This is a genomic window from Pseudomonas sp. MF06569, from assembly GCF_059862735.1.
In genome coordinates, this window is record NZ_JCBCUZ010000009.1 from 26,370 (window position 1) to 48,406 (window position 22,037).

18 protein-coding genes and 2 tRNA genes are annotated in these 22,037 nt (G+C 56.9%); 8 read left to right on the top strand and 12 right to left on the bottom strand.

Features of this window, described 5'->3' with window-relative positions; all coding sequences use genetic code 11:
* Nucleotide 1: 1 nt before the first annotated feature.
* The 8 genes from folK to AC19YQ_RS11130 all read left to right on the top strand — a co-directional run bounded on the left by folK (nt 2) and on the right by AC19YQ_RS11130 (nt 10,750).
* A complete protein-coding gene (folK, locus tag AC19YQ_RS11095; RefSeq protein WP_133078291.1) occupies nt 2-484 on the top strand; it encodes a 2-amino-4-hydroxy-6-hydroxymethyldihydropteridine diphosphokinase in 483 nt (160 codons plus the stop codon).
* A 222-nt stretch (nt 485-706) separates the two neighbouring features.
* Nucleotides 707-1,507, top strand: coding sequence for a 3-methyl-2-oxobutanoate hydroxymethyltransferase (gene panB / locus AC19YQ_RS11100; protein ID WP_133078292.1), 801 nt, complete (start codon nt 707-709; stop codon nt 1,505-1,507).
* Nucleotides 1,504-2,364, top strand: coding sequence for a pantoate--beta-alanine ligase (panC, locus tag AC19YQ_RS11105; RefSeq protein ID WP_133078293.1), 861 nt, complete (start codon nt 1,504-1,506; stop codon nt 2,362-2,364). Before panB ends, panC begins: the two co-directional genes overlap by 4 nt.
* A 262-nt stretch (nt 2,365-2,626) precedes the next feature.
* A complete protein-coding gene (gene pgi / locus AC19YQ_RS11110; RefSeq protein ID WP_133078294.1) occupies nt 2,627-4,291 on the top strand; it encodes a glucose-6-phosphate isomerase in 1,665 nt (554 codons plus the stop codon).
* 52 nt (nt 4,292-4,343) lie between these two features.
* Complete coding sequence (locus tag AC19YQ_RS11115) at nt 4,344-5,225, top strand: oxygenase MpaB family protein (RefSeq protein WP_219262444.1); 882 nt, start codon at nt 4,344-4,346, stop codon at nt 5,223-5,225.
* 167 nt (nt 5,226-5,392) lie between these two features.
* Nucleotides 5,393-6,574 carry an acetyl-CoA C-acetyltransferase gene (locus tag AC19YQ_RS11120; protein WP_219262443.1) on the top strand — a complete coding sequence of 394 codons (1,182 nt, stop codon included), beginning with the start codon at nt 5,393-5,395 and terminating at the stop codon, nt 6,572-6,574.
* A gap of 162 nt (nt 6,575-6,736) precedes the next feature.
* Entirely contained in the window at nt 6,737-7,750 is a 1,014-nt protein-coding gene (locus AC19YQ_RS11125) for a class I SAM-dependent rRNA methyltransferase (protein ID WP_133078297.1), read from the top strand.
* A gap of 87 nt (nt 7,751-7,837) precedes the next feature.
* The gene (locus AC19YQ_RS11130; protein ID WP_326397336.1) at nt 7,838-10,750 is read left to right on the top strand and encodes a DUF748 domain-containing protein; all 2,913 of its coding nucleotides are present in this window, start codon (nt 7,838-7,840) and stop codon (nt 10,748-10,750) included.
* A gap of 277 nt (nt 10,751-11,027) precedes the next feature.
* Here the strand turns inward: AC19YQ_RS11130 and AC19YQ_RS11135 are convergent, their stop codons facing one another.
* From AC19YQ_RS11135 to tpiA, 12 genes are all read right to left on the bottom strand, one after another.
* A complete protein-coding gene (locus AC19YQ_RS11135; protein WP_219262441.1) occupies nt 11,028-11,381 on the bottom strand; it encodes a BON domain-containing protein in 354 nt (117 codons plus the stop codon).
* Between the two features lie 289 nt (nt 11,382-11,670).
* The gene (gene pnp / locus AC19YQ_RS11140) at nt 11,671-13,776 is read right to left on the bottom strand and encodes a polyribonucleotide nucleotidyltransferase (protein ID WP_133078299.1); all 2,106 of its coding nucleotides are present in this window, start codon (nt 13,774-13,776) and stop codon (nt 11,671-11,673) included.
* 224 nt (nt 13,777-14,000) lie between these two features.
* Nucleotides 14,001-14,270: a 30S ribosomal protein S15 gene (gene rpsO / locus AC19YQ_RS11145; protein ID WP_019825926.1), complete on the bottom strand. Its 270-nt coding sequence runs from the start codon at nt 14,268-14,270 to the stop codon at nt 14,001-14,003.
* Nucleotides 14,271-14,432: 162 nt separating this feature from the next.
* The gene (gene truB / locus AC19YQ_RS11150) at nt 14,433-15,350 is read right to left on the bottom strand and encodes a tRNA pseudouridine(55) synthase TruB (RefSeq protein ID WP_133078300.1); all 918 of its coding nucleotides are present in this window, start codon (nt 15,348-15,350) and stop codon (nt 14,433-14,435) included.
* Nucleotides 15,351-15,353: 3 nt separating this feature from the next.
* Entirely contained in the window at nt 15,354-15,755 is a 402-nt protein-coding gene (gene rbfA, locus AC19YQ_RS11155; RefSeq protein WP_019825923.1) for a 30S ribosome-binding factor RbfA, read from the bottom strand.
* A 158-nt stretch (nt 15,756-15,913) separates the two neighbouring features.
* Complete coding sequence (gene infB / locus AC19YQ_RS11160) at nt 15,914-18,415, bottom strand: translation initiation factor IF-2 (RefSeq protein ID WP_133078301.1); 2,502 nt, start codon at nt 18,413-18,415, stop codon at nt 15,914-15,916.
* A gap of 27 nt (nt 18,416-18,442) precedes the next feature.
* Nucleotides 18,443-19,924 carry a transcription termination factor NusA gene (nusA, locus tag AC19YQ_RS11165; protein ID WP_019825920.1) on the bottom strand — a complete coding sequence of 494 codons (1,482 nt, stop codon included), beginning with the start codon at nt 19,922-19,924 and terminating at the stop codon, nt 18,443-18,445.
* A 47-nt stretch (nt 19,925-19,971) separates the two neighbouring features.
* Nucleotides 19,972-20,430, bottom strand: a complete 459-nt coding sequence (gene rimP, locus AC19YQ_RS11170; protein WP_019825918.1) for a ribosome maturation factor RimP — start codon at nt 20,428-20,430, stop codon at nt 19,972-19,974.
* A 141-nt stretch (nt 20,431-20,571) separates the two neighbouring features.
* A tRNA-Met gene (locus tag AC19YQ_RS11175) sits at nt 20,572-20,648 on the bottom strand.
* Nucleotides 20,649-20,744: 96 nt separating this feature from the next.
* A tRNA-Leu gene (locus AC19YQ_RS11180) sits at nt 20,745-20,830 on the bottom strand.
* Between the two features lie 28 nt (nt 20,831-20,858).
* Complete coding sequence (gene secG, locus AC19YQ_RS11185; protein WP_003439612.1) at nt 20,859-21,242, bottom strand: preprotein translocase subunit SecG; 384 nt, start codon at nt 21,240-21,242, stop codon at nt 20,859-20,861.
* Between the two features lie 2 nt (nt 21,243-21,244).
* Nucleotides 21,245-22,000 (bottom strand): triose-phosphate isomerase, encoded by a 756-nt coding sequence (gene tpiA, locus AC19YQ_RS11190; RefSeq protein ID WP_133078302.1) that lies wholly within the window; start codon nt 21,998-22,000, stop codon nt 21,245-21,247.
* Nucleotides 22,001-22,037 lie beyond the last annotated feature (37 nt).

Sequence of the window (22,037 nt, forward strand, 5' to 3'; positions counted from 1 at the left end):
GATGGAGCGCGTCTACATTGGAATGGGCAGCAACTTGGCCGCCCCTGAAGAGCAATTGCGCAGTGCCGTCCAGGCACTGGCGCAATTGCCTGACTCCCGACTCGTCGGGGTGTCGGCGTTCTATCAAAGCGATTCATTGCTACCCGGTCAGCCGCGCTACACCAATGCCGTGGCCGCCATCGACAGCACGCTGCCACCTCTGGACCTGCTCGACGCACTGCAAGCCATCGAGCTAGATCAAGGTCGCGAACGCCACGAACGCTGGGGCCCACGCACCCTGGATCTCGACATTTTGCTGTTTGGCGATCGCCTGATCGACGAACCCCGCCTCAAAGTCCCCCACTACCACATGCACGCCCGACCTTTTGTGCTCTACCCCCTGGCTGAAGTGGCGCCAGCATCCCTGAAACTCGCCGATGGCCGTAGCCTGTCGCAATTGCTGGCCGACTGCCCATTCATCGGGCTTGAGCGCATCACCGCTTAAGCTGAAACGAATCAATAACCGGGTAACACCTTTGCGGTAACACCCGGAATTGACTTCCTGTGAGCTCGTCACGACTATAGGCATCCCGCTGCCATCCGCTGGATGGCGCAATGTGAAAAGCAGGCTTTATAAGCGCCCTCTATAAAGGTGTGCCTGTTCATAACGATGAATCACACGCGTTACTCGCAGTGGTTATCACACTGCCTGACGAGGATCCTTTTCATGCCAGCTATTACCCTGACCACCCTGCAAAGCCTTAAGCAAAAAGGTGAAAAAATCACCATGCTGACGTGCTATGACGCCACCTTTGCCCATGCCTGCAATCAGGCCGGTGTTGAAGTGTTACTGGTAGGCGACTCCCTGGGCATGGTTCTACAAGGGCATGACAGCACATTGCCTGTGACGACCGCCGACATGGCTTACCACGTGGCTTGCGTCAAACGCGGTAACCAGGACGCCCTGATTCTCGCAGACATGGCCTTCATGGCGAATGCGACCCTGGAACAAAGCCTGAACAACAGCGCGCTGCTGATGAAAGCCGGCGCGCACATGGTCAAAGTCGAAGGCGCCGTGTGGCTCGCCGAATCGATTCGCGCCATGACCGAACGAGGTATCCCTGTGTGCGCGCACATGGGTCTGACCCCGCAGACGGTGAACGTACTGGGCGGTTACAAAGTTCAGGGACGCAACGAAAACCAGGCGCGCCAGATGCGTGCCGACGCCATTGCCCTGGAGCAAGCAGGCGCAGCCATGCTGCTGCTTGAGTGCGTACCGAGCGAACTGGCGGCAGAAATCACCCACGCAGTGAAAATCCCGGTGATCGGCATTGGTGCCGGCAGTGACACAGACGGACAGGTCCTGGTGCTGCACGACATGCTCGGCCTGTCGCTGACGGGTCGTGTGCCCAAGTTTGTGAAGAATTTCATGACCGGCCAGCCTGACATCCAGTCCGCCCTGAGTGCCTACGTCACTGAAGTCAAAGCCGTCAGCTTTCCTGCTACCGAACACGGGTTCTCTGCATGAACACAGTTAAAACCGTTCGCGAATTGCGCGCCGTTATCGCCCGTGCACGCCGCGAAGGCAAACAAATAGCCCTGGTTCCGACCATGGGCAATCTGCACAGCGGTCATGGCGCCCTGGTTACCACCGCCGCGCAACAGGCTGACTTTGTAGTGGCCAGCATTTTTGTAAACCCGCTGCAGTTTGGTGCCAACGAAGACCTCGCCACCTATCCGCGCACTCTGGCGGCCGATCAGGAAAGACTCCTGCAGGCAGGTTGCCATTTGCTGTTTGCCCCAACCGTCGAGGAAATGTACCCCAACGGCATGGAGGGCCTGACCCGTGTTACTGCCGCCAAGTTGAGCAATGAACTGTGCGGCAGCCGTCGCCCGGGGCATTTCGATGGCGTGACCACGGTGGTCAGCAAACTGTTCAATATGGTTCAGCCTGATCTGGCGATCTTTGGCCAAAAGGACTACCAGCAGCTGGCAGTCATTCGTGCAATGGTCAACGACCTCAACTTTCCGATCCAGATCATCAGTGAACCGACCGTACGCGCCGAAGATGGCCTGGCCCTGTCTTCGCGAAATGGTTACCTGAGCGAAGAGCAGCGTGCCCTGGCACCTGCGCTGTACCGTCATTTGAGCGAGATGGCTCACGCCATTGAAGCTGGTGAGCGCGATTACCCGGCATTGGTCAGCCAGCATCTGGCGCAGATCGAAGCCATCGGCTTTCGCCCCGACTACCTGGAAGTGCGTCACGGCCAGACTTTGCTCCCGGCCACGGCCACTGATCGTGACCTGGTGATTTTGGTCGCGGCTTTTATGGGTGCCACCCGTTTAATCGACAACGTGCACTTAAACCTCGACAGCGCGCTCTGACAGAGCCGACTGCGCGGACCCGCGGAATGACCCGCACTCCATAAAGAAACACTGAAACGATTCAGCTCGTGTGACACAGCGGTGACAAAAGTTACCGTTTGTTGTCAGACAAAGCCAAGACAGAAGCAGGCGAGAGAGGTACTGTAATCGCCCTGCTTCTAGCTGACGTGCAGAATCAGACCGACCGGGCACCTCGATAATAAAAAGGTGCAGGCGTTTTCAGTGTCCAAAGGCAGTTCAAGCAAAAAGGATATCCGCAGCGATGGCGTACTACCGCACCCCTCATGACGTTACCGCTCTGCCCGCTTGGCAAGCGTTGAAACTCCACCGCGCTGACATGCAAAATTTCAGCATGCGCGACGCGTTTAACAGCAACCCCAAACGTTTTGAAGAATTCACCCTGAGCAGCTGCGGGCTGTTTCTGGACTACTCGAAAAACCTGATCACCAACGAGACCCGCGACCTGTTGGTCAATCTCGCCAACGAGGTCGATCTCAAAGGCGCGATCAAGTCGCTGTTTGGTGGCGAAATCGTCAACGCCTCTGAAGGCCGTCCAGCCTTGCACACCGCGCTGCGCCGCCCGGTTGCCGACAAACTGTCGGTGAACGGCGTGAACATCATGCCCGAGGTGCATAAAGTCCTGAACCAGATGACCGAGCTGGTCGGCAGGATTCACGACGGTCTGTGGCGTGGTTACACCGAAAAACCGATCACCGATATCGTCAACATTGGCATTGGTGGCTCTTTCCTGGGCCCCGAGCTGGTCTCTGAAGCGCTGTTGTCCTACGCCCAAAAAGGGGTGCGTTGCCACTACCTGGCAAATATCGACGGCAGTGAATTCCATGAACTGACCGCCAAATTGCGCGCCGAAACCACGCTGTTTATCGTTTCGTCCAAATCCTTCAACACCCTCGAAACCCTGAAAAACGCTCAGGCTGCCCGGGCCTGGTACCTGGCCCAGGGCGGTTCGGAAGCAGAGCTGCATCGCCACTTTATCGCCGTATCGAGCAACAACGCGGCCGCTGTGGCCTTCGGTATTCGCGAAGAGAACATCTTCCCGATGTGGGACTGGGTCGGCGGGCGTTACTCGCTGTGGTCGGCCATCGGCTTGCCAATTGCCCTGGCAATCGGCATGTCCAACTTCAAGGAGCTTCTGTCCGGTGCCTACACCATGGACCAGCACTTCCAGACCGCTCCGTTTGAACAGAACATGCCTGTGCTGATGGCCGCACTGGGTGTCTGGTATGGCAATTTCTGGGGCGCACAAAGCCACGCGATCCTGCCGTACGACCACTACCTGCGCAACATCACCAAACACTTGCAACAGCTGGACATGGAGTCCAACGGCAAAAGCGTGCGCCAGGACGGCACTCCGGTGTCCACCGACACGGGTCCTGTCATCTGGGGCGGCGTAGGCTGCAACGGTCAGCATGCGTATCACCAGTTACTGCATCAGGGCACCCAGCTGATCCCGGCCGATTTCATCGTGCCGATCGTCAGTTTCAACCCTGTGGCCGATCACCATCAGTGGCTGTATGCCAACTGCCTGTCGCAAAGCCAGGCTCTGATGCTGGGTAAAACCCGCGAAGAAGCCGAAACTGAATTGCGCGACAAAGGCATGGCCGAAGAAGAGGTGCAAAAACTCGCACCGCACAAGGTGATTCCAGGCAACCGTCCGAGCAATACCCTGGTGGTTGAACGCATCAGCCCGCGTCGTCTGGGCGCGCTGGTTGCGCTGTACGAGCACAAGGTCTTTGTGCAAAGCGTGATCTGGGGCATCAACGCCTTCGACCAATGGGGTGTCGAGCTGGGCAAGGAACTGGGCAAGGGCGTTTACAACCGCCTGGTCGGCAGCCAGGAAGAGCCGGCCGACGATGCTTCGACCCAAGGTCTGATCAACTACTTCCGCGGTCGCCATCGCGGTTGATTGATAGCCAGCCAGTCTTCACCGACTGGCTGGCACCATCGAGAAAGGCATCATGGAACTTATCCGCCGCCCCATCGAACGCCAGATCATGAGCCTGACCGGGCTCTCCCTCGGCCAGCTCGACCTCGAAAACCCCAAGGGCGATCCCGGCCTGTTTGGCCCGGACTCCATCAGTTGGCAGGTACATGGTGATTTCACCAGCATGCTGATTGGCGGCATCAGCGCCTTGATGCTGCAAGCCTTGCACCCACTGGCCCTGGCCGGGGTGTGGGACCACTCCAATTTTCGTCAGGACATGCTGGGTCGGTTACGCCGCACCGGGCAGTTCATTTCTGGAACCACTTTCGGTGCCACCGGTGATGCCAACTGGCTGATCGACAAGGTGCGTACCATCCACCTGCAAGTCACCGGCACCGGCCTCGATGGTCGCCCCTATGCCGCCAGCGACCCCGAATTGTTGACTTGGGTGCATGTGGCAGAGGTCAGCAATTTCCTCGCCGCCCACTTGCGCTATCGCAACCCCCATTTATCCGGTGCAGATCAGGATCGTTACTACGACGAAATAGCCATGATCGCTGAACGCCTGGGCGCTACAAACGTTCCGCGCTCACGCCAGCAAGTGACCGACTACCTCGAGGCAATCCGTCCACAATTGCTGTGTGATGAGCGTAGCCACGAGGTGATTCGCCTGCTGCTCAATGCTCCCTCCCCCAGCCTGCTGGCCAAACCCTTTGGCGCGCTGATGATGAAGGCCGGGATTGATTTGCTGCCTGACTGGGCCAGCGATCAACTGGGACTGCACCAGCGTCCTCTGATTCGCAAGCTGGTGCGGGCCGAAGTGAACAGTACGGCGCCGATCCTTCGCTGGGCCGTGCGCAATGGCTCCGTGCAACGAGCACGGCGGCGCATGGGGCTGAGCAACAAAAGCCTGTAGTCGCTGCCGAGGAACGCAGGCTGCGATACAACTGCAACGACCAATCTGACGGACTGTACCGATGCAATCGTAGCCTGCGGCAGCGACTACACCCATGGGTGAATTTCATGCCACCATGCCCGCCTGACTCCGAGCACAACACTCCAAGAATAAAGAGGACTCTAGCAATGCAAGATGTCGTAATCGTTGCCGCTACCCGCACTGCCGTTGGCAGTTTTCAAGGCTCCCTGGCCCATGTACCCGCCGTGGAACTGGGCGCTGCGGTCATCCGCCAGTTACTGGTGCAAACCGGGCTGGATGGCACTCAGGTCGACGAAGTGATCATGGGCCAGGTACTGACCGCCGGGGCCGGGCAAAACCCTGCTCGCCAGGCTGCAATCAAGGCCGGGCTACCCTTCGCGGTTCCTGCCTTGACCCTCAACAAAGTCTGCGGCTCGGGGCTCAAGGCCCTGCACCTGGCCGCCCAGGCGATTCGTTGCGGCGATGCAGAGGTGATCATTGCCGGCGGACAGGAAAACATGAGCCTGTCCAACTACATCATGCCCGGTGCCCGCACCGGCCTGCGCATGGGCCACGGCCAGATCGTCGACACCATGATCAGCGATGGCCTGTGGGATGCGTTCAACGACTACCACATGGGTATCACTGCAGAGAACCTTGTGGATAAGTACGACATCAGCCGTGAAGCGCAAGACGCCTTTGCCGCCGCCTCGCAACAAAAAGCCACGGCAGCTATTGAAGCCGGGCGCTTTGTCGATGAGATCACCCCCATCCTGATCCCGCAGCGCAAAGGCGATCCGATCGCTTTCGCCACCGACGAACAGCCTCGCGCAGGCACCACTGCCGAGTCGTTGGCCAAGCTTCGTCCAGCCTTCAAGAAGGACGGCTCCGTGACCGCGGGTAATGCATCCTCACTCAATGACGGCGCAGCCGCAGTGATGCTGATGAGTGCCACCAAGGCCAAAGCCCTTGGCTTGCCGGTGCTGGCCAGGATTGCCGCCTACGCCAACGCTGGCGTAGACCCGGCCATCATGGGTATCGGTCCTGTGAGCGCCACTCAGCGCTGCCTGAGCAAGGCAGGCTGGAGCCTTGAGCAACTGGACCTGATCGAAGCCAACGAAGCGTTCGCGGCACAAGCGCTGGCAGTGGGCAAAGAGTTGAACTGGGACGCGAGCAAGGTCAACGTCAACGGAGGGGCTATTGCCATTGGCCACCCGATTGGAGCGTCGGGCTGCCGTATCCTCGTCACCCTGCTCCACGAAATGATCAAGCGCGACGGGAAAAAAGGCCTGGCAACCCTGTGCATTGGCGGTGGCCAGGGCGTGGCGCTGGCGATCGAGCGGGAGTAACCGCACACCCTGTGGGAGCGGGCTTGCTCGCGATGCAGACTACTCGGTCTGTCGGTCAAGCCGCGCGGATACGATCGTGAGCAAGCCCGCTTCCACACTGAAGTTTCGTACACCCTATTCTGCTAAACTGCCGCGCCTTATCTATCCCCCAAGGCGCATGGCATGTCTTCCTTGAATCAGGCGCTGCGCGCCGCCCTCGATAACCGTCACGACCTGTTGGCCGAGCTGCATGCTCAGGGCACTGACTGCTATCGCCTGTTCCACGGCAGCCAGGAAGGCGCTGGCGGACTGACCATCGACCGCTACGGCCCGCAACTGCTGGTGCAAAGCTTTCATCAGCGTCTTGAGCGCGATGATTTGCTGCAACTGCATGACGCGATCAATCGTCACTTGGGCCTCGACCTGTTGCTGGTTTACAACGACCGCTCCCAGGGCAATTCACGCATTGATCGCGAAGATACCGTGTACCGCGCTGAAGATGCCGCACTCGAAGACACCGTCGGCCACGAATGGGGGCTGAAGTACCGCGTGCGCGGGCGCCATGCCGGGCAAGACCCTCTGTTGTTTCTCGACCTGCGCAACGCTCGCGGCTGGGTCAAACAACACAGTGCCGGCAAAAGCGTACTCAACCTCTTCTCCTACACTTGCGGCGTGGGCCTGAGTGCGGCTGCGGGTGGCGCCCGTGAAGTCTGCAATCTCGATTTCGCCGAGGGTAACCTCGCGGTGGGCCGGGAAAACGGCCTGCTGAACCCTCAATTGCCCAAGATGAAGTTCGTGCAGTCCGACTATTTTGCAGCCATCCGCCAACTGGCCGGCTTGCCGATTATTCAACGCCGCCACAAGCTGCCCGCCTACCCGCGACTGGATCAACGTGAATATGATCTGGTGTTGCTTGACCCCCCTGCATGGGCCAAAAGCGCATTCGGCACAGTCGATCTGCTGCGCGATTACCAAAGCCTGCTCAAGCCTGCGGTGTTGACTACCGCCCCGGACGGCGTGCTGATTTGTTGCAACAACCTGGCGAAGGTCAGCATGGACGACTGGCGCGAACAGGTTTTGCGCTGTGCCGAGAAGGCAGGCCGCCCGGTTCGCGACTGGCAAGTATTGACCCCGGCCAGTGACTTCCCGTCCCAGGATCAGCAGCCACCGTTGAAAACCTTGATCCTTCAGTTTTAAAACATCCTCTGAGTACAGCGTTCGTCTCGGAACCAGAAACGCGTGCCATACTCAAAGGCACTCCGACTGCTATAGACGACGCCCTACATGCTCAAAGGATTGATCCGCGCCATCGGCGCCGTGCTGATTGCTATCGCGCTGTACAGCGTGCTTGGCTTCCTGATTTTGCCGGGCATTGGCCTGCGCATCATCAACCAGCAGCTTGCCAACTACGCCACGGTGCCCGCCAAACTCGACCGGCTGGAATTCAACCCTTTCAGCCTGGAGCTGACACTGTGGGGGTTCAGGACCGGCGAACCAGGCAAGGAACAGATCGGTTTTGAACGGCTGTACGTCAATCTTCAGCTCGATAGCCTGTGGACAAAAGCGTTGCACCTGGCTGAAGTCCAACTGGACAAGCCCAAGACCGAGGTGCTGTTCAACAAGGATGGCTCACTCAATCTGACCCAACTGTTCAAGTTGCCGGCCAGCGAACCTGCCCCGAGCGAACCCGACAGCAAACCGTTCCCTGTGCGCCTCGACAGCATCAAGCTGGCTGACGGCTACCTGCACTTCACCGATATGCGTCCCGGCGAACCCATTGAATTTTTGTACGACTCAATGGACCTGGAGCTGAAAAACCTCAGCACCCTGCCCGATGACAACGCCGACATGACCCTGGTGGCTGTCGGCCCGGCGGGCGGGCGTATTGACTGGAGCGGCACGTTAAGCCTGGTGCCTATAGCCTCCACCGGCAAACTGAAAGTTACCGATGGCCAGATGAAGGTCTGGTGGCCTTATGTACGCGATGCCCTGCCACTGGTACTGGAAGATGGCGTGCTGAATTTCAGCACCGATTACAGCCTGAACCTGTCCAAAGAAACCGAGATGGTGCTGACCAATGCCTCGGCCAGCATTGCTCCGTTCAAGATCAACGCTCCAGACGGGCGCCCCCTGGTACGACTGGAGCGCCTGGATGTCAGTGACACCCGCGTGGATCTGGCCAAGCAGCAAGTCGTCGTCGGCAAGATCAACAGCCGCAACCTCGAAACCTGGGCCACCCGCGAGAAGGATGGCCAGCTTGATTGGCAAAAACTGTTTGCCACTCCAGCCACAAAGGCACCGTCCAAAAAAGAACAAGTCGTCACGGTTGAAGCACCAAAATCAGCACCCGTAGCACCGGGCAAGCCGTGGGAAGTGCTGCTTAAGGATGTTGAATTACGCGACTATCGCGTACACCTCGCCGATAAAGAGCCCAAAACCCCGGTAGCGCTGGATATCGGTCCGCTTAACTTGAACCTGCAGAACTTCGACAGCCTGAACCGCTCGCCCTTCACCCTCAAACTGGATACCGGTGTGGGCAAGCAAGGCAAGCTTGACGCCAGTGGCGACGTCAACCTGAGCCCGGTGAGTGCCAGGCTCAAGGTTACAACCAAGGACATCGACCTGCGTATCGCCCAGGCCTACATCGATCCGTTCATACGACTTGAACTGCGCAGCGGCATGCTCGGCAGCGACCTGGCGGTCGATCTCAAAAGCACCGAGCCACTGGCCTTTACCGTAGAGGGCCGTGCACAGGTCGATCAACTGCACACGCTGGACACACTCAAAGACCGCGACTTCCTCAAGTGGCAAAAACTGGTGCTGGAGGACGTGAAATACCAGCACGGCGATAGCTTGTCGGTGACCAGGGTCAACTTCGAGAAGCCGTACGTGCGCTTCATGATCAACGACGACCGCACCACCAATATTGATGACCTGCTGATCCCCCAACCCGCAGGCAGCACCGCCAAGAGCACCGCCAGCAAGGACAAGCCGCTGGGCATTCACATAGGCGCGATTGCGATCAACGACGGCTCGGCCAACTTCGCCGACTTCAGCCTGACACCCAACTTCCAGACAGCCGTTCAACAGCTCAACGGACAGATCGGCACCATCGATAGCCGCAATGCCAAGCCCGCCCCGGTGAATATAGCGGGTAAGGTCGACCGTTATGCCCCGGTGACCATCAAGGGCAGCGTCAACCCGTTTGACCCGATGGCAAGCCTGGATATCGCCACCAGCTTCAAGCGTGTCGAACTGACGACATTGACGCCCTACTCCGGCAAATTTGCCGGCTACCGTATCCGCAAGGGTCGGCTGAACCTTGATCTGCACTACATGATCACCAAGGGTCAGCTCAAGGCCGAGAACAAACTGGTGGTCGAGCAATTGCAGCTCGGGGAGAAAGTCGACAGCCCCGATGCGGTTGATCTGCCGATCAAACTGGCAATTGCTTTGCTCAAAGACACGGACGGCAAGATCTCCATCGAGCTGCCGATCAGCGGCGACCTTAACAACCCGCAATTCAGTGTGATGCCCATTATCTGGCAGACCGTGCGCAATCTGGTGCTGCGTGCCGCCCAAGCCCCCTTCAAGTTCATTGGCGGCCTGATCAATGGTGGCGGCGCCGAAGACCTGGGCACGGTTTCATTCGCGCCAGGATCAAGCGAGCTGAGCCCTGAGGCGCAAAAAGCGCTGACCACCCTGGCCCAGGCGTTGAAAGAACGCCCCGCCTTGCGCCTGGAGATCGAAGGGACTGCAGCACAGAGCAGTGATGGCCCTTTCATTGCGAAAGAACGTCTTGAGCGCGAGTTCCAGTACAACTACTACAAGATCCTCCAGCGCCGTGGTGACAAAGTCCCGGCCAAGGCGGGTTTGCTGACCGTGCCGGATGATGAGAAAGGACCGTTGCTCGAAGGCATCTACCGCACCCGTCTCAAACAGCAGCCGCCTGCAGAATGGAAAGACCTGAGCCGTGACGAGCGCGCGGCCAAAATGACCGATGCATTGATCGACTTCTGGAGCAAAAGCGAAGTGCTGTTGCGTCAACTCGGCCAGGACCGCGCAAGCAGCATCAAGGACTTCCTGGTGGACAAAGGCCAGTTGGCTGATGAGCGCGTGTACTTTATCGATGCCACGTTGGGTGAAGCAGAGAGTGATGGCCGGGTGATTTCGCCTCTGCATCTGGATAGCGAGTAAGCGTGCCGGCAAAACCTGTAGTCGCTGACGAGGCAAGAGGCTGCGATTAAGGGCACCACCACAAGGTCGGGGCTGCTACGCACCCCATCGCAGCCTCGTGCCTCGTCAGCGACTACATATTCAGCAGAAATAGAACAGCCCCCGACGCAAGCGCCGAGGGCTGTAATGGCCACATCCATATGGCCGTCGCATGAACCTTGTTTCAAAGCCTGCGGGCGTACTGCTCAAATCACCCGCTGCGGCTTTGTTTCCCCCGGTTCTACGAAATGAGGGGTGTTTATTCGGCTTTCAGGCCATCAGCCGAGACAGCTTTAACGCCTTTGATCTTTTTGGTGATGGCAACAGCGATGTCTTTTTGAGCTTCGGTCACTGGGACCATCGAGGAAAGGGAAACAACACCTTTGTTTGTCTCAACTTTGATATCGGTGCCCGGAATGCCTTTTTCAGTCACCAGGTCAGCTTTCACTTTGGTGGTGATCCAGGTGTCAGAAGTGGCTTCCTTGGCTTTAGTTACTTCGCCAGCAGCGACGACCATCGGTGCCTGTGTAGTCGCTTGAGCAGCAAATGCAGCGTTGGCCATGGTCAGGGTCAGAGCGGTGGCAGTTGCAGCAGCGATAGCGAACTTCTTCATACGAGTAACTCCTGTCTTCTTTAAAATCTGCGCCGTCTTATGGCAGCAGGGTTATCTCTACTATTGCAGGGCCTGTGCCAACTTTTTAAGATAAATTAATCCTTATAAATCAATGACTTACGATTTATCTCCACAATGGCGATCGTGCAGAATGCATGACGCCCTGCAAATTTGCATGCAAGTTGCGGGTTTCCACTCATGGCCTATCGCCCATTGGCGCTGACTTTTCGTCGCCCATAAAAAAAGGATCCCGAAGGATCCTTTTTTGTAACGCGGGTATCGGGGGCTATTACGCTTCCGATGCCTTGGCAGCAGCTACGTCCTTGATGGACAGCTTGATACGGCCGCGGTTATCCACGTCCAGTACCAGTACTTCAACTTCCTGACCTTCTTTAAGAATGTCAGTCACTTTCTCAACGCGAGCGTCGCTCAGCATGGAGATGTGAACCAGGCCGTCCTTGCCAGGCAGGATGTTTACGAATGCGCCAAAGTCGACGATACGCTCAACCTTGCCCACGTAGATCTTGCCGATCTCGGCTTCAGCGGTGATGCCCAGAACGCGCTGACGCGCTGCTTCTGCAGCTTCTTTGGTTTCGCCGAAGATCTTGATCGAACCGTCGTCTTCGATATCGATCGAAGCTTTGGTTTCTTCACAGATTGCACGGATGGTCGCGCCGCCTTTACCGATGACATCACGGATTTTGTCGGTGTCGATCTTCATCGCAATCATGGTCGGAGCGTTGGCCGACAGTTCGTTGCGCGATACGGCAATGATCTGGTTCATCTGACCCAAGATGTTCAGGCGAGCGTCCAGGGCTTGGCCCAGTGCGATCTCCATGATTTCTTCGGTGATGCCCTTGATCTTGATGTCCATCTGCAGCGCGGTAACACCTTTGGCGGTACCGGCTACTTTGAAGTCCATGTCGCCCAAGTGATCTTCGTCACCCAGGATGTCGGTCAGGACAGCGAATTTCTCGCCTTCTTTAACCAGACCCATGGCGATACCGGCAACCGGTGCCTTCATCGGAACACCAGCGTCCATCAGTGCCAGGGAAGCACCACACACCGATGCCATCGAGCTGGAACCGTTGGATTCGGTGATTTCCGATACAACACGGATGGTGTACGGGAACACGTCGGCAGCAGGCAGCATGGCCTGAACCGAACGGCGGGCCAGACGGCCGTGACCGATTTCGCGACGACCGGCGCCACCCATACGACCACACTCACCTACCGAGAACGGAGGGAAGTTGTAGTGCAGCATGAACGGGTCTTTTTTCTCGCCTTCCAGGGTGTCCAGCAGTTGTGCGTCACGGGCAGTACCCAGCGTTGCAACAACCAGAGCCTGAGTTTCACCACGGGTGAACAGAGCAGAACCGTGGGTCTTCGGCAGAACACCTACTTCGATGTTCAGAGGACGAACAGTCTTGGTGTCACGGCCATCGATACGCGGCTTGCCGTTTACGATGTTTTCGCGAACGGTGCGGTATTCGATTTCGCCGAAAGCAGCTTTGACTTCGCTGGCAGAAGGCTGGCCTTCTTCACCGGACAGCTTGGCTACAACCTGATCCTTCAACTCGCCCAGACGTGCGTAACGGTCTGCCTTGACGGTGATGGTGTAAGCCTGGGAGATCGCTTCGCCGAACTCGGCACGGATAGCGCCCAGCAGTGCGGTAGCTTCCGGGGCAGCAGCCCAGTCCCACGTTGGTTTTGCAGCTTCGGCAGCCAGCTCTTTGACAGCCTGGATCACTACCTGGAATTCGTCGTGGGCAAACAGTACTGCGCCCAGCATCTGGTCTTCGGTCAGCTCTTTGGCTTCCGATTCAACCATCAATACGGCTTCCGAAGTACCGGCAACGACCATGTCCAGGCTCGAAGCAGCCAGTTGCTCGTAAGTCGGGTTCAGCAGGTAGCCGGTGCTTTCGTGGTAAGCAACGCGGGCAGCGCCGATCGGACCATCAAAAGGAATACCGGAGATAGCCAGGGCTGCCGAAGTACCGATCATCGCAGCGACGTCCGGATCGGTTTTCTTGCTGGTGGACAGAACGGTGCAGACAACCTGCACTTCGTTCATGAAACCTTCTGGGAACAGCGGACGGATCGGACGGTCGATCAGACGCGACGTCAGGGTTTCTTTCTCGGAAGGGCGACCTTCACGTTTGAAGAAACCGCCTGGGATTTTACCCGCGGCGTAGGTTTTTTCTTGGTAGTGAACAGACAGAGGGAAGAAGCCCTTGCCTGGATCAGCTTGCTTGGAGCCGACAACAGTCACCAACACGCTGACGTCGTCGTCAACGGTGACCAATACTGCGCCGGAGGCCTGACGGGCGATACGGCCAGTCTCTAGAGTAACGGTCGACTGACCGAACTGAAATTTTTTGATAACCGGGTTCACGGTGTCCTACCTTCTTTGTGGCTCTTGGGGAACGGGTTTCTTGCGAAAGTCATGCGCAACATCGGGTATTGACCCGACTCAAGATGCTTACGAAAACAGCCCGCGCGGCAAGCTTTCGTAAGAATCCGGCTAGTCCAGATAAAACTTGAGGCTGGAAGCCTGCCGTACGCCTGCGGAAAATCCGCAAACGCACGACAGACAACCAGCCTCTAGCAACATCGCTATTAGCGACGCAGACCCAGGCGAGCGATCAGCGTTTTGTAACGCTCAACGTTTTTGCCTTTGAGGTAGTCCAGCAGCTTACGACGCTGGTTTACCATGCGGATCAGACCACGACGGGAGTGGTGATCCTTGATGTTTGCCTTGAAGTGACCTTGCAGCGTGTTGATGTTAAAGGTCAGCAGTGCAACCTGCACTTCTGGAGAACCTGTATCACCTGGAGCTTGCTGGTAGTCAGCTACGATTTCTGCTTTGTGTTCAACTGTAAGTGCCATTTGGCTTTCCTTTCAATTAGGGCCTGCTTGCGAACAAGACAGATCCAATAGGCCGAGGACAAATCCTCGTATTTAAAAGTGAGATGTGACCGTGCCTAATAACAGCCACCCTCATTCCAGTCTGCCCCAAGAGTATTACATCCCGATGCAGCCTGGTTTCGGTCATTCCGACCGAATCAGTCGACGCGGCGCGATGCGCCCGTCTTCGCTCACTTCACCGATACCGATAAAGCGACCGTTGTGATCTTGTACTCGTACCATACCGAACTTCGGGGCATCAGGAGCACGAACCGGTTGGCCATTGAGCCAATAGAACGCACTGTGTTCCGAGAAGTGCAGTAATGGCCAGTCCAGCAAGCCACTGTCCGATGGCATAAGGAAGCGATCAACCGCTTCGTTGCCGCCTTCGGCATGCACAGCTTCCAACTCTTCCAGCGTCACCGTTTGGGCCAGGCTGAAAGGTCCAGCGTGTGTACGACGCAGCTCTGCAACGTATGCACCGCAACCCAGTTGCTCACCGATATCTTCCACGAGGGTACGGATATAGGTGCCTTTGGTGCAGTCGACGGCCAAGCGCGCAGTGTCACCTTCGCTGGCCAGCAATTCGAGGCGGGTAATAGTAACAGAACGTGGTTCACGCTCCACCACTTCGCCTGCACGGGCCAACTTGTAAAGCGGCTGTCCGTCTCGCTTGAGTGCAGAGTACATCGGCGGTATCTGACTGATTTTCCCACGAAAACTAGGCAAAACAGCTTCGATATCGGCGCGACCAACGGTCACTGGACGTGTCAGCAAAACATCGCCTTCAGCATCTGCAGTCGTGGTGGTCTTGCCCAATTGCATCAGGGTTTCATAACCCTTGTCGGAATCGAGCAGGTATTGCGAAAACTTGGTGGCTTCGCCAAAGCACAACGGCAAGACACCGCTGGCCAATGGATCTAGGCTACCGGTGTGCCCTGCCTTCTCGGCATTGAGCAGCCAGCGAACTTTCTGCAGGGCCGCGTTGGAAGTGAATCCAAGCGGCTTGTCGAGCAGGATGATGCCGCTGACGTTACGACGGATACGCTTGACCTGAGCCACCGGTTACTCCTTGGTGTCTTCGGGAGCAGTGGCTTCAGGGTGCTGATTGTCTTCAGCCACTGCACGCTCGATCAAAGCGGACAGGTGAGCGCCACGCACGACACTTTCATCGTAGTGGAAGTGCAGCTGAGGAACGCTGCGCAGTTTCATTTCACGCGCCAGTTGCATGCGCAGGAAACCCGCTGCCGAGTTCAGCACCTTGATGCTTTGAGCGATCTCTTCAGCGCTGTCCTCGCCCATCACGGTGATGAAGATCTTCGCGTGACCGACGTCACGGCTGACTTCAACAGCAGTAATGGTGACCAGACCCACGCGCGGGTCTTTGACTTCACGACGGATCAGCTGTGCCAGCTCGCGCTGCATCTGATCGCCAATACGTTGGGTACGGCTATATTCTTTTGCCATGTATTGTTACCTGTTACTCACCCATGGGAAACCCATGCGGTCTGAAAGCGGCAAACGCCCGGCACGACAGAAGCCGGACCGGGCGTTGCGTTTAGAGTCCAGGCCGAGCACTGCGCATTTGCATGCGCGGGCTCGTCCTCGCTCTTGAGGCTCGCGAGTTAGAGGCTGCGAGCAACCTGGACCTTCTCGAACACTTCGATCTTGTCACCGACTTTAACGTCGTTGTAGCTCTTGACGCCGATACCGCATTCCATGCCGGCACGCACTTCGGACATGTCATCTTTAAAGCGGCGCAGGGATTCCAGCTCGCCTTCGTAGATAACGATGTCTTCACGCAGTACGCGGATTGGACGGTTACGGTGAACAACACCTTCAAGCACCATGCAACCTGCAACCGCGCCAAACTTAGGCGAACGGAACACGTCACGGACTTCAGCGATACCCAGGATGTTCTCCCGAACGTCGCTGCCAAGCATGCCGGTAAGGGCTTTCTTGACGTCTTCGATGATGTCGTAGATGACGTTGTAGTAACGCATGTCCAGACCTTCCTGCTCGACAATCTTGCGAGCGCCGGCATCGGCACGCACGTTGAAGCCAAACAGAACAGCGTTGGAGGCCAGTGCCAGGTTAGCGTCGCTCTCGGTGATACCACCAACACCGCCGCCAACTACGCGCACTTGCACTTCGTCGTTACCCAGGCCGCTCAACGCGCCCTGCAGAGCTTCCAAGGAACCACGGACGTCAGATTTGAGGACGATGTTAAGCGTCTTCTTCTCTTCCTGGCCCATGTTCTCGAAGATGTTTTCCAGCTTGCCTGCGTGAGCACGCGCCAGTTTCACTTCGCGGAACTTGCCTTGACGGAACAGGGCAACTTCACGCGCCTTCTTCTCGTCAGTCATTACGCTCATCTCGTCGCCAGCATCTGGCGTTCCGTCCAGGCCGAGGATCTCGACAGGGATGGATGGACCGGCTTCCTTGATAGGCTTGCCGTTCTCATCGAGCATGGCACGGATGCGACCGTAGTTGGAGCCGACCAGAACCATGTCGCCTTGGCGCAGGGTACCGTCTTGAACCAGAACAGTTGCAACAGGCCCACGGCCTTTGTCCAGGCGGGACTCAACAACTACACCACGGCCAGGAGCCGATGGAGTGGCCTTGAGTTCCAGAACTTCAGCTTGCAGCAATACGGCTTCGAGCAATTCGTCAACGCCGGTACCCATTTTCGCCGAGACCGAAACAAACGGAGTGTCACCACCCCACTCTTCCGAGGTCACGCCGTGAACGGACAATTCGCTGCGGATGCGATCGAGATCAGCACCTGGCTTGTCGATCTTGTTCACTGCAACAACCAGAGGCACGCCAGCGGCTTTCGCATGCTGAACAGCTTCGATGGTTTGCGGCATTACGCCGTCGTCTGCAGCAACAACCAGAATCACGATGTCAGTCGCCTTGGCACCACGTGCACGCATTGCGGTAAACGCAGCGTGACCCGGGGTATCGAGGAAAGTGACCATGCCGCGTTCGGTTTCAACGTGGTACGCACCGATGTGCTGAGTAATACCACCGGCTTCGCCAGCAGCTACCTTGGCACGACGGATATAGTCGAGCAGGGAAGTTTTACCGTGGTCAACGTGGCCCATTACGGTCACAACCGGAGCACGGGAGAACGACTCGCCTTCGAATTTCAGGGATTCGGCCAGGGAATCTTCCAGGGCGTTGTCGCTTACCAGAGTCACTTTGTGGCCCAGTTCTTCAGCTACCAGTTGAGCAGTTTCCTGATCAAGTACCTGGTTGATGGTCGCTGGAGTACCCAGCTTGAACATGAACTTGATGACTTCGGCAGCCTTGACCGACATCTGTGCAGCCAAATCGCCGACAGTGATGGTCTCGCCAATCTGCACGTCACGAACTACAGGGCCGGTTGGGCTCTGGAAACCGTGAGCGTTACGCTTCTTCAGCTTGCCCTTGCCACGACCACCGCGACGGAAGCTGTCGCTTTCTTCGTCGGAAGTGCGTGGAGCAACACGTGGAGTCGGTGCTTTTTCTTTGACCGAGGCACGATGCGGAGCGTTTTTACGATCGCCGTCACCACTACCGCGACGATTGTTATCGTCTGCACGTGGTTTGTCCGGGCGACGCTGTTCGTCACGCTTGCGTGCATCAGCAGCCGGAGCAGGCGCTGCTGCCGGTGCGGTTTGCACAGGTGCAGGTGCCGCTACGGCTGGAGCTGGCGCAGGAGTAGATGCAGGCTGACGGCGCGCTTCTTCTTCGGCGCGACGCTTGGACTCTTCTTCAGCCTTCTGACGTGCGGCACTTTCTACTGCACGACGTTCATCCATCTCACGTTTGCGCTCGGCTTCGATTTCTTCCGGGCTTTGCTGTACGAAGACTTTCTTCTTGCGTACTTCAACGCTAATGCTTTTGCTGCCAGCAACACGCAGGGTACTGGTGGTTTTACGCTGCAAAGTGATCTTGCGCGGTTCTTCCACTTTAGCCTTGTGGCTGCTTTTCAGGTGAGTCAGCAGAGCTTGCTTCTCACTGTCGGTCACATTCTGCTCGGCGGCGTTGTGCGGCAGACCTGCCTCACGCATCTGCTGCAACAGGCGCTCAACCGGTGTTTTGACCTCATCGGCCAGTTGTTTCACCGTGACTTGCGTCATGCATTTCTCTCCTCAGGCCGCGCCTAATTACTCGAACCAATGGGCTCGGGCGGCCATGATCAACTTGCCGGCACGATCATCGTCAATGCCGTCGATGTCGAGCAGGTCGTCAATAGACTGCTCGGCCAGGTCTTCGCGGGTAATTACGCCGCGCACCGCCAGTTCCATCGCCAAATCCTTGTCCATACCCTCAAGTGAGAGCAGGTCTTCGGCCGGATGGGCGTCTGCCAGCTTTTCCTCAGTAGCGATGGCTTTAGTCAACAGTCGATCCTTGGCCCGAGCGCGAAGCTCGTTGACGGTATCTTCGTCAAAGCCATCGATGTTGAGCATTTCCTCCACCGGTACGTAGGCAATCTCTTCCAGGCTAGTAAAGCCTTCATCAACCAGTACCTGCGCCAGGTCTTCATCGACTTCCAGCTCTTCGATGAAGTTGCGCAGGATGTCGCCGGTTTCTGCTTGCTGCTTAGCCTGGATGTCCGATTCGGTCATCACGTTCAAGGTCCAGCCGGTCAACTGGCTGGCCAAACGTACGTTCTGACCGCCGCGACCAATCGCCTGGGCCAGATTGTCTGCGCCAACGGCGATGTCCATTGCATGGGCATCTTCGTCGACGATAATTGCCGCCACTTCTGCTGGCGACATTGCGTTGATCACGAACTGCGCCGGGTTGTCATCCCAAAGGACGATATCCACTCGCTCTCCGCCCAATTCGCCGGACACTGCCTGGACACGCGAACCGCGCATACCAATGCAGGCACCTTGCGGATCAATGCGTTTGTCTTTGGAGCGAACGGCTATTTTAGCGCGCGATCCAGGATCGCGGGAGGCCGCCATCACTTCGATCAGGCCTTCGGAGATCTCTGGCACTTCAATGCGGAACAGCTCGATCAGCATCTCTGGCGCGGTACGCGACAGGATCAGCTGAGGGCCGCGGTTCTCTGTGCGGATTTCCTTGAGCAGCGCGCGAAGGCGTACGCCAACACGGAAAGTTTCACGGGAAATGATGTCTTCACGGGCCAGCAACGCTTCAGCGTTATTGCCCAGATCAACGATCACGTTGTCACGTGTCACTTTTTTAACGGTACCCGAAATGATCTCGCCCAGACGCTCGCGATAAGCATCGACTACTTGAGCACGCTCGGCTTCGCGGACTTTTTGCACGATGACCTGTTTGGCCGTTTGTGCAGCAATCCGACCGAATTCGATAGAATCGATTTTCTCTTCGATAATATCGCCGGCTACAGCGCCTGGCTGTTTCGCCTGGGCCTGGTCAACCGCCAACTCGTATGCTGGATCATCCAGATCTTCGTCTTCGACCACAGTCCAGCGACGGAAAGTCTCGTAGTTACCGGTGTGGCGATTGATTTCCACACGCAGTTCGACTTCGTCCTCAAAACGCTTTTTGGTCGCGGTGGCCAGAGCCAGCTCCAGCGCTTCAAAAATAACGTTTGCCGGTACGCCCTTTTCATTGGACACCGACTCAACAACCAGCAGTACTTCTTTGCTCATCGTACGCCTCGCCTTTCGCAAGCCATTGGATCCGCGGGATCCGCGTCTCAGTCAAAACTGGGAATAATGTTGGCCTTGTCGATCATATCGATCGGCAACAGGAATTCATGGTCTTCAACTTGCACCACAATGTCCTGCTCTTCTACGCCGCGCAGAAGGCCCTGAAAGTTACGTCGCCCTTCGAAAGGCGAGCGCAGCTTGATCCTCACTTGCTCACCGGCAAATTTCGCAAACTGCTCAATGGTGAACAGTGGGCGTTCCATGCCAGGAGAAGAAACTTCAAGGGTGTATTCAACAGCGATAGGATCTTCGACATCCAAAACGCCGCTGATCTGACGACTCACGATTGCGCAGTCATCCACCAGTACGCCGCCTTCCTTGTCGATATACACACGCAACATTGAATGGCGGCCTTGAGCCGAAAATTCAATACCCCAGCATTCATAGCCAAGGGCCACGATCACCGGGGCCAACAAGTCCTGCAACTGTTCTAGCTTGCTCGACACCTGAACCCCCTAGTGCATGTTTGTGCATGCTGTGCAAAATGAAAAAATGGGCGAAGCGCCCATCTCTGAAACGTCGTTGAATACCGACGCTATAAAGTGTCCAGTTAACAAAAAGCCCCTAATAAGGGGCTCCGCTAAAACTGGTTGCGGGAGCCGGATTTGAACCGACGACCTTCGGGTTATGAGCCCGACGAGCTACCAGACTGCTCCATCCCGCGACAAAGCTGGAGTGGAAGTATACGGTTGATCCTTTTCAGGGTCAATCTAACCTTCCACATACAAGAAAGCCCGCTACTGCGGGCATTCTTGATAATTGGTACCGAGAAGGGGACTCGAACCCCTACACCCTATGGGCACAACCACCTCAAGGTTGCGTGTCTACCAATTCCACCACCTCGGCAATACTACGTTACATCATGAAACCCGTTTTACTTTTGCTCTTGAGCTGGAGGTACGTCAGTCGCAGGAGTTGCCGACTTTTGCTCTTGAAGCACCGGAACATCATCTGAAGCCGGCTTTTGCACTGGAACTTCCAACACCGCTGGATTTGGCAAACCTACTTGAGTCAGCTGTTCAGCTTTCTCTTTAGCAAAGTAACCTAACCCTAAGCTGGTTATGAAAAAACCTGCGGCAAGTATAGCAGTAAACTTACTAAGAAAGGTAGAGGAACCTTGGCTTCCGAACACAGTATTTGATGCACCTGCGCCAAAAGATGCTCCAGCATCCGCTCCCTTACCCTGTTGCAGCAAAACCAGGGCAATTACACCCAATGCTGTCAGCAGATGAAACACAGTTACGACGTTATCCAGCATTTTCAGTTTCCTGCGGCACGAATGATCGCACCGAACTCATCTGCATTCAGGGAAGCCCCGCCAATGAGTCCCCCATCGATATCCGGCATGCTGAACAGTTCGACCGCATTGGCCGCCTTCACGCTGCCGCCGTATAGAAGCCGCACACCTTGTGCCACTTCAGAATTCTTTTGCGCCAGCTGTGCGCGAATGGCCGCATGCACATCTTGCGCCTGCTGCGGTGATGCGGTCAGTCCGGTGCCAATGGCCCAAACTGGCTCGTATGCAATCACAGCATTTACAAATGCATCAATACCAAACTCGTCAATCACGACATTCAGCTGACGCGCTACCACTTCAAGCGTTTGCCCCGCTTCGCGCTGCTCCAGGGTTTCCCCTATGCACAACACAGGCGTCAAACCAGAGGCTTGAGCCGCTGCAAACTTGCGATTGAGCGTCTCGTCCTGCTCACCCAAAATCAGGCGGCGCTCCGAGTGACCCACAAGCACCAGCTTGCAACCTGCGTCCACTAACTGGCTCGATGAAATCTCGCCAGTCAGTGCGCCCTGCCCCGACTCCACCGCAGCATCCTGTGCACCGACCGAAATCGGTGCGCCTTGCAAGCCATTGATCACTCGATCAATAAACAGCTGAGGCGGGAATACTGCAACATCAACATCGTTTGGCAAGACCAGACCACGCAGACCGTCGATCAGCTCAGCGACGCTGGCGCGGGTACCGTGCATCTTCCAGTTACCAGCTACCATAGTGCGACGCATGCTTTACCTCGTCGGTCAAAGTGGGCGCAGATGTTAC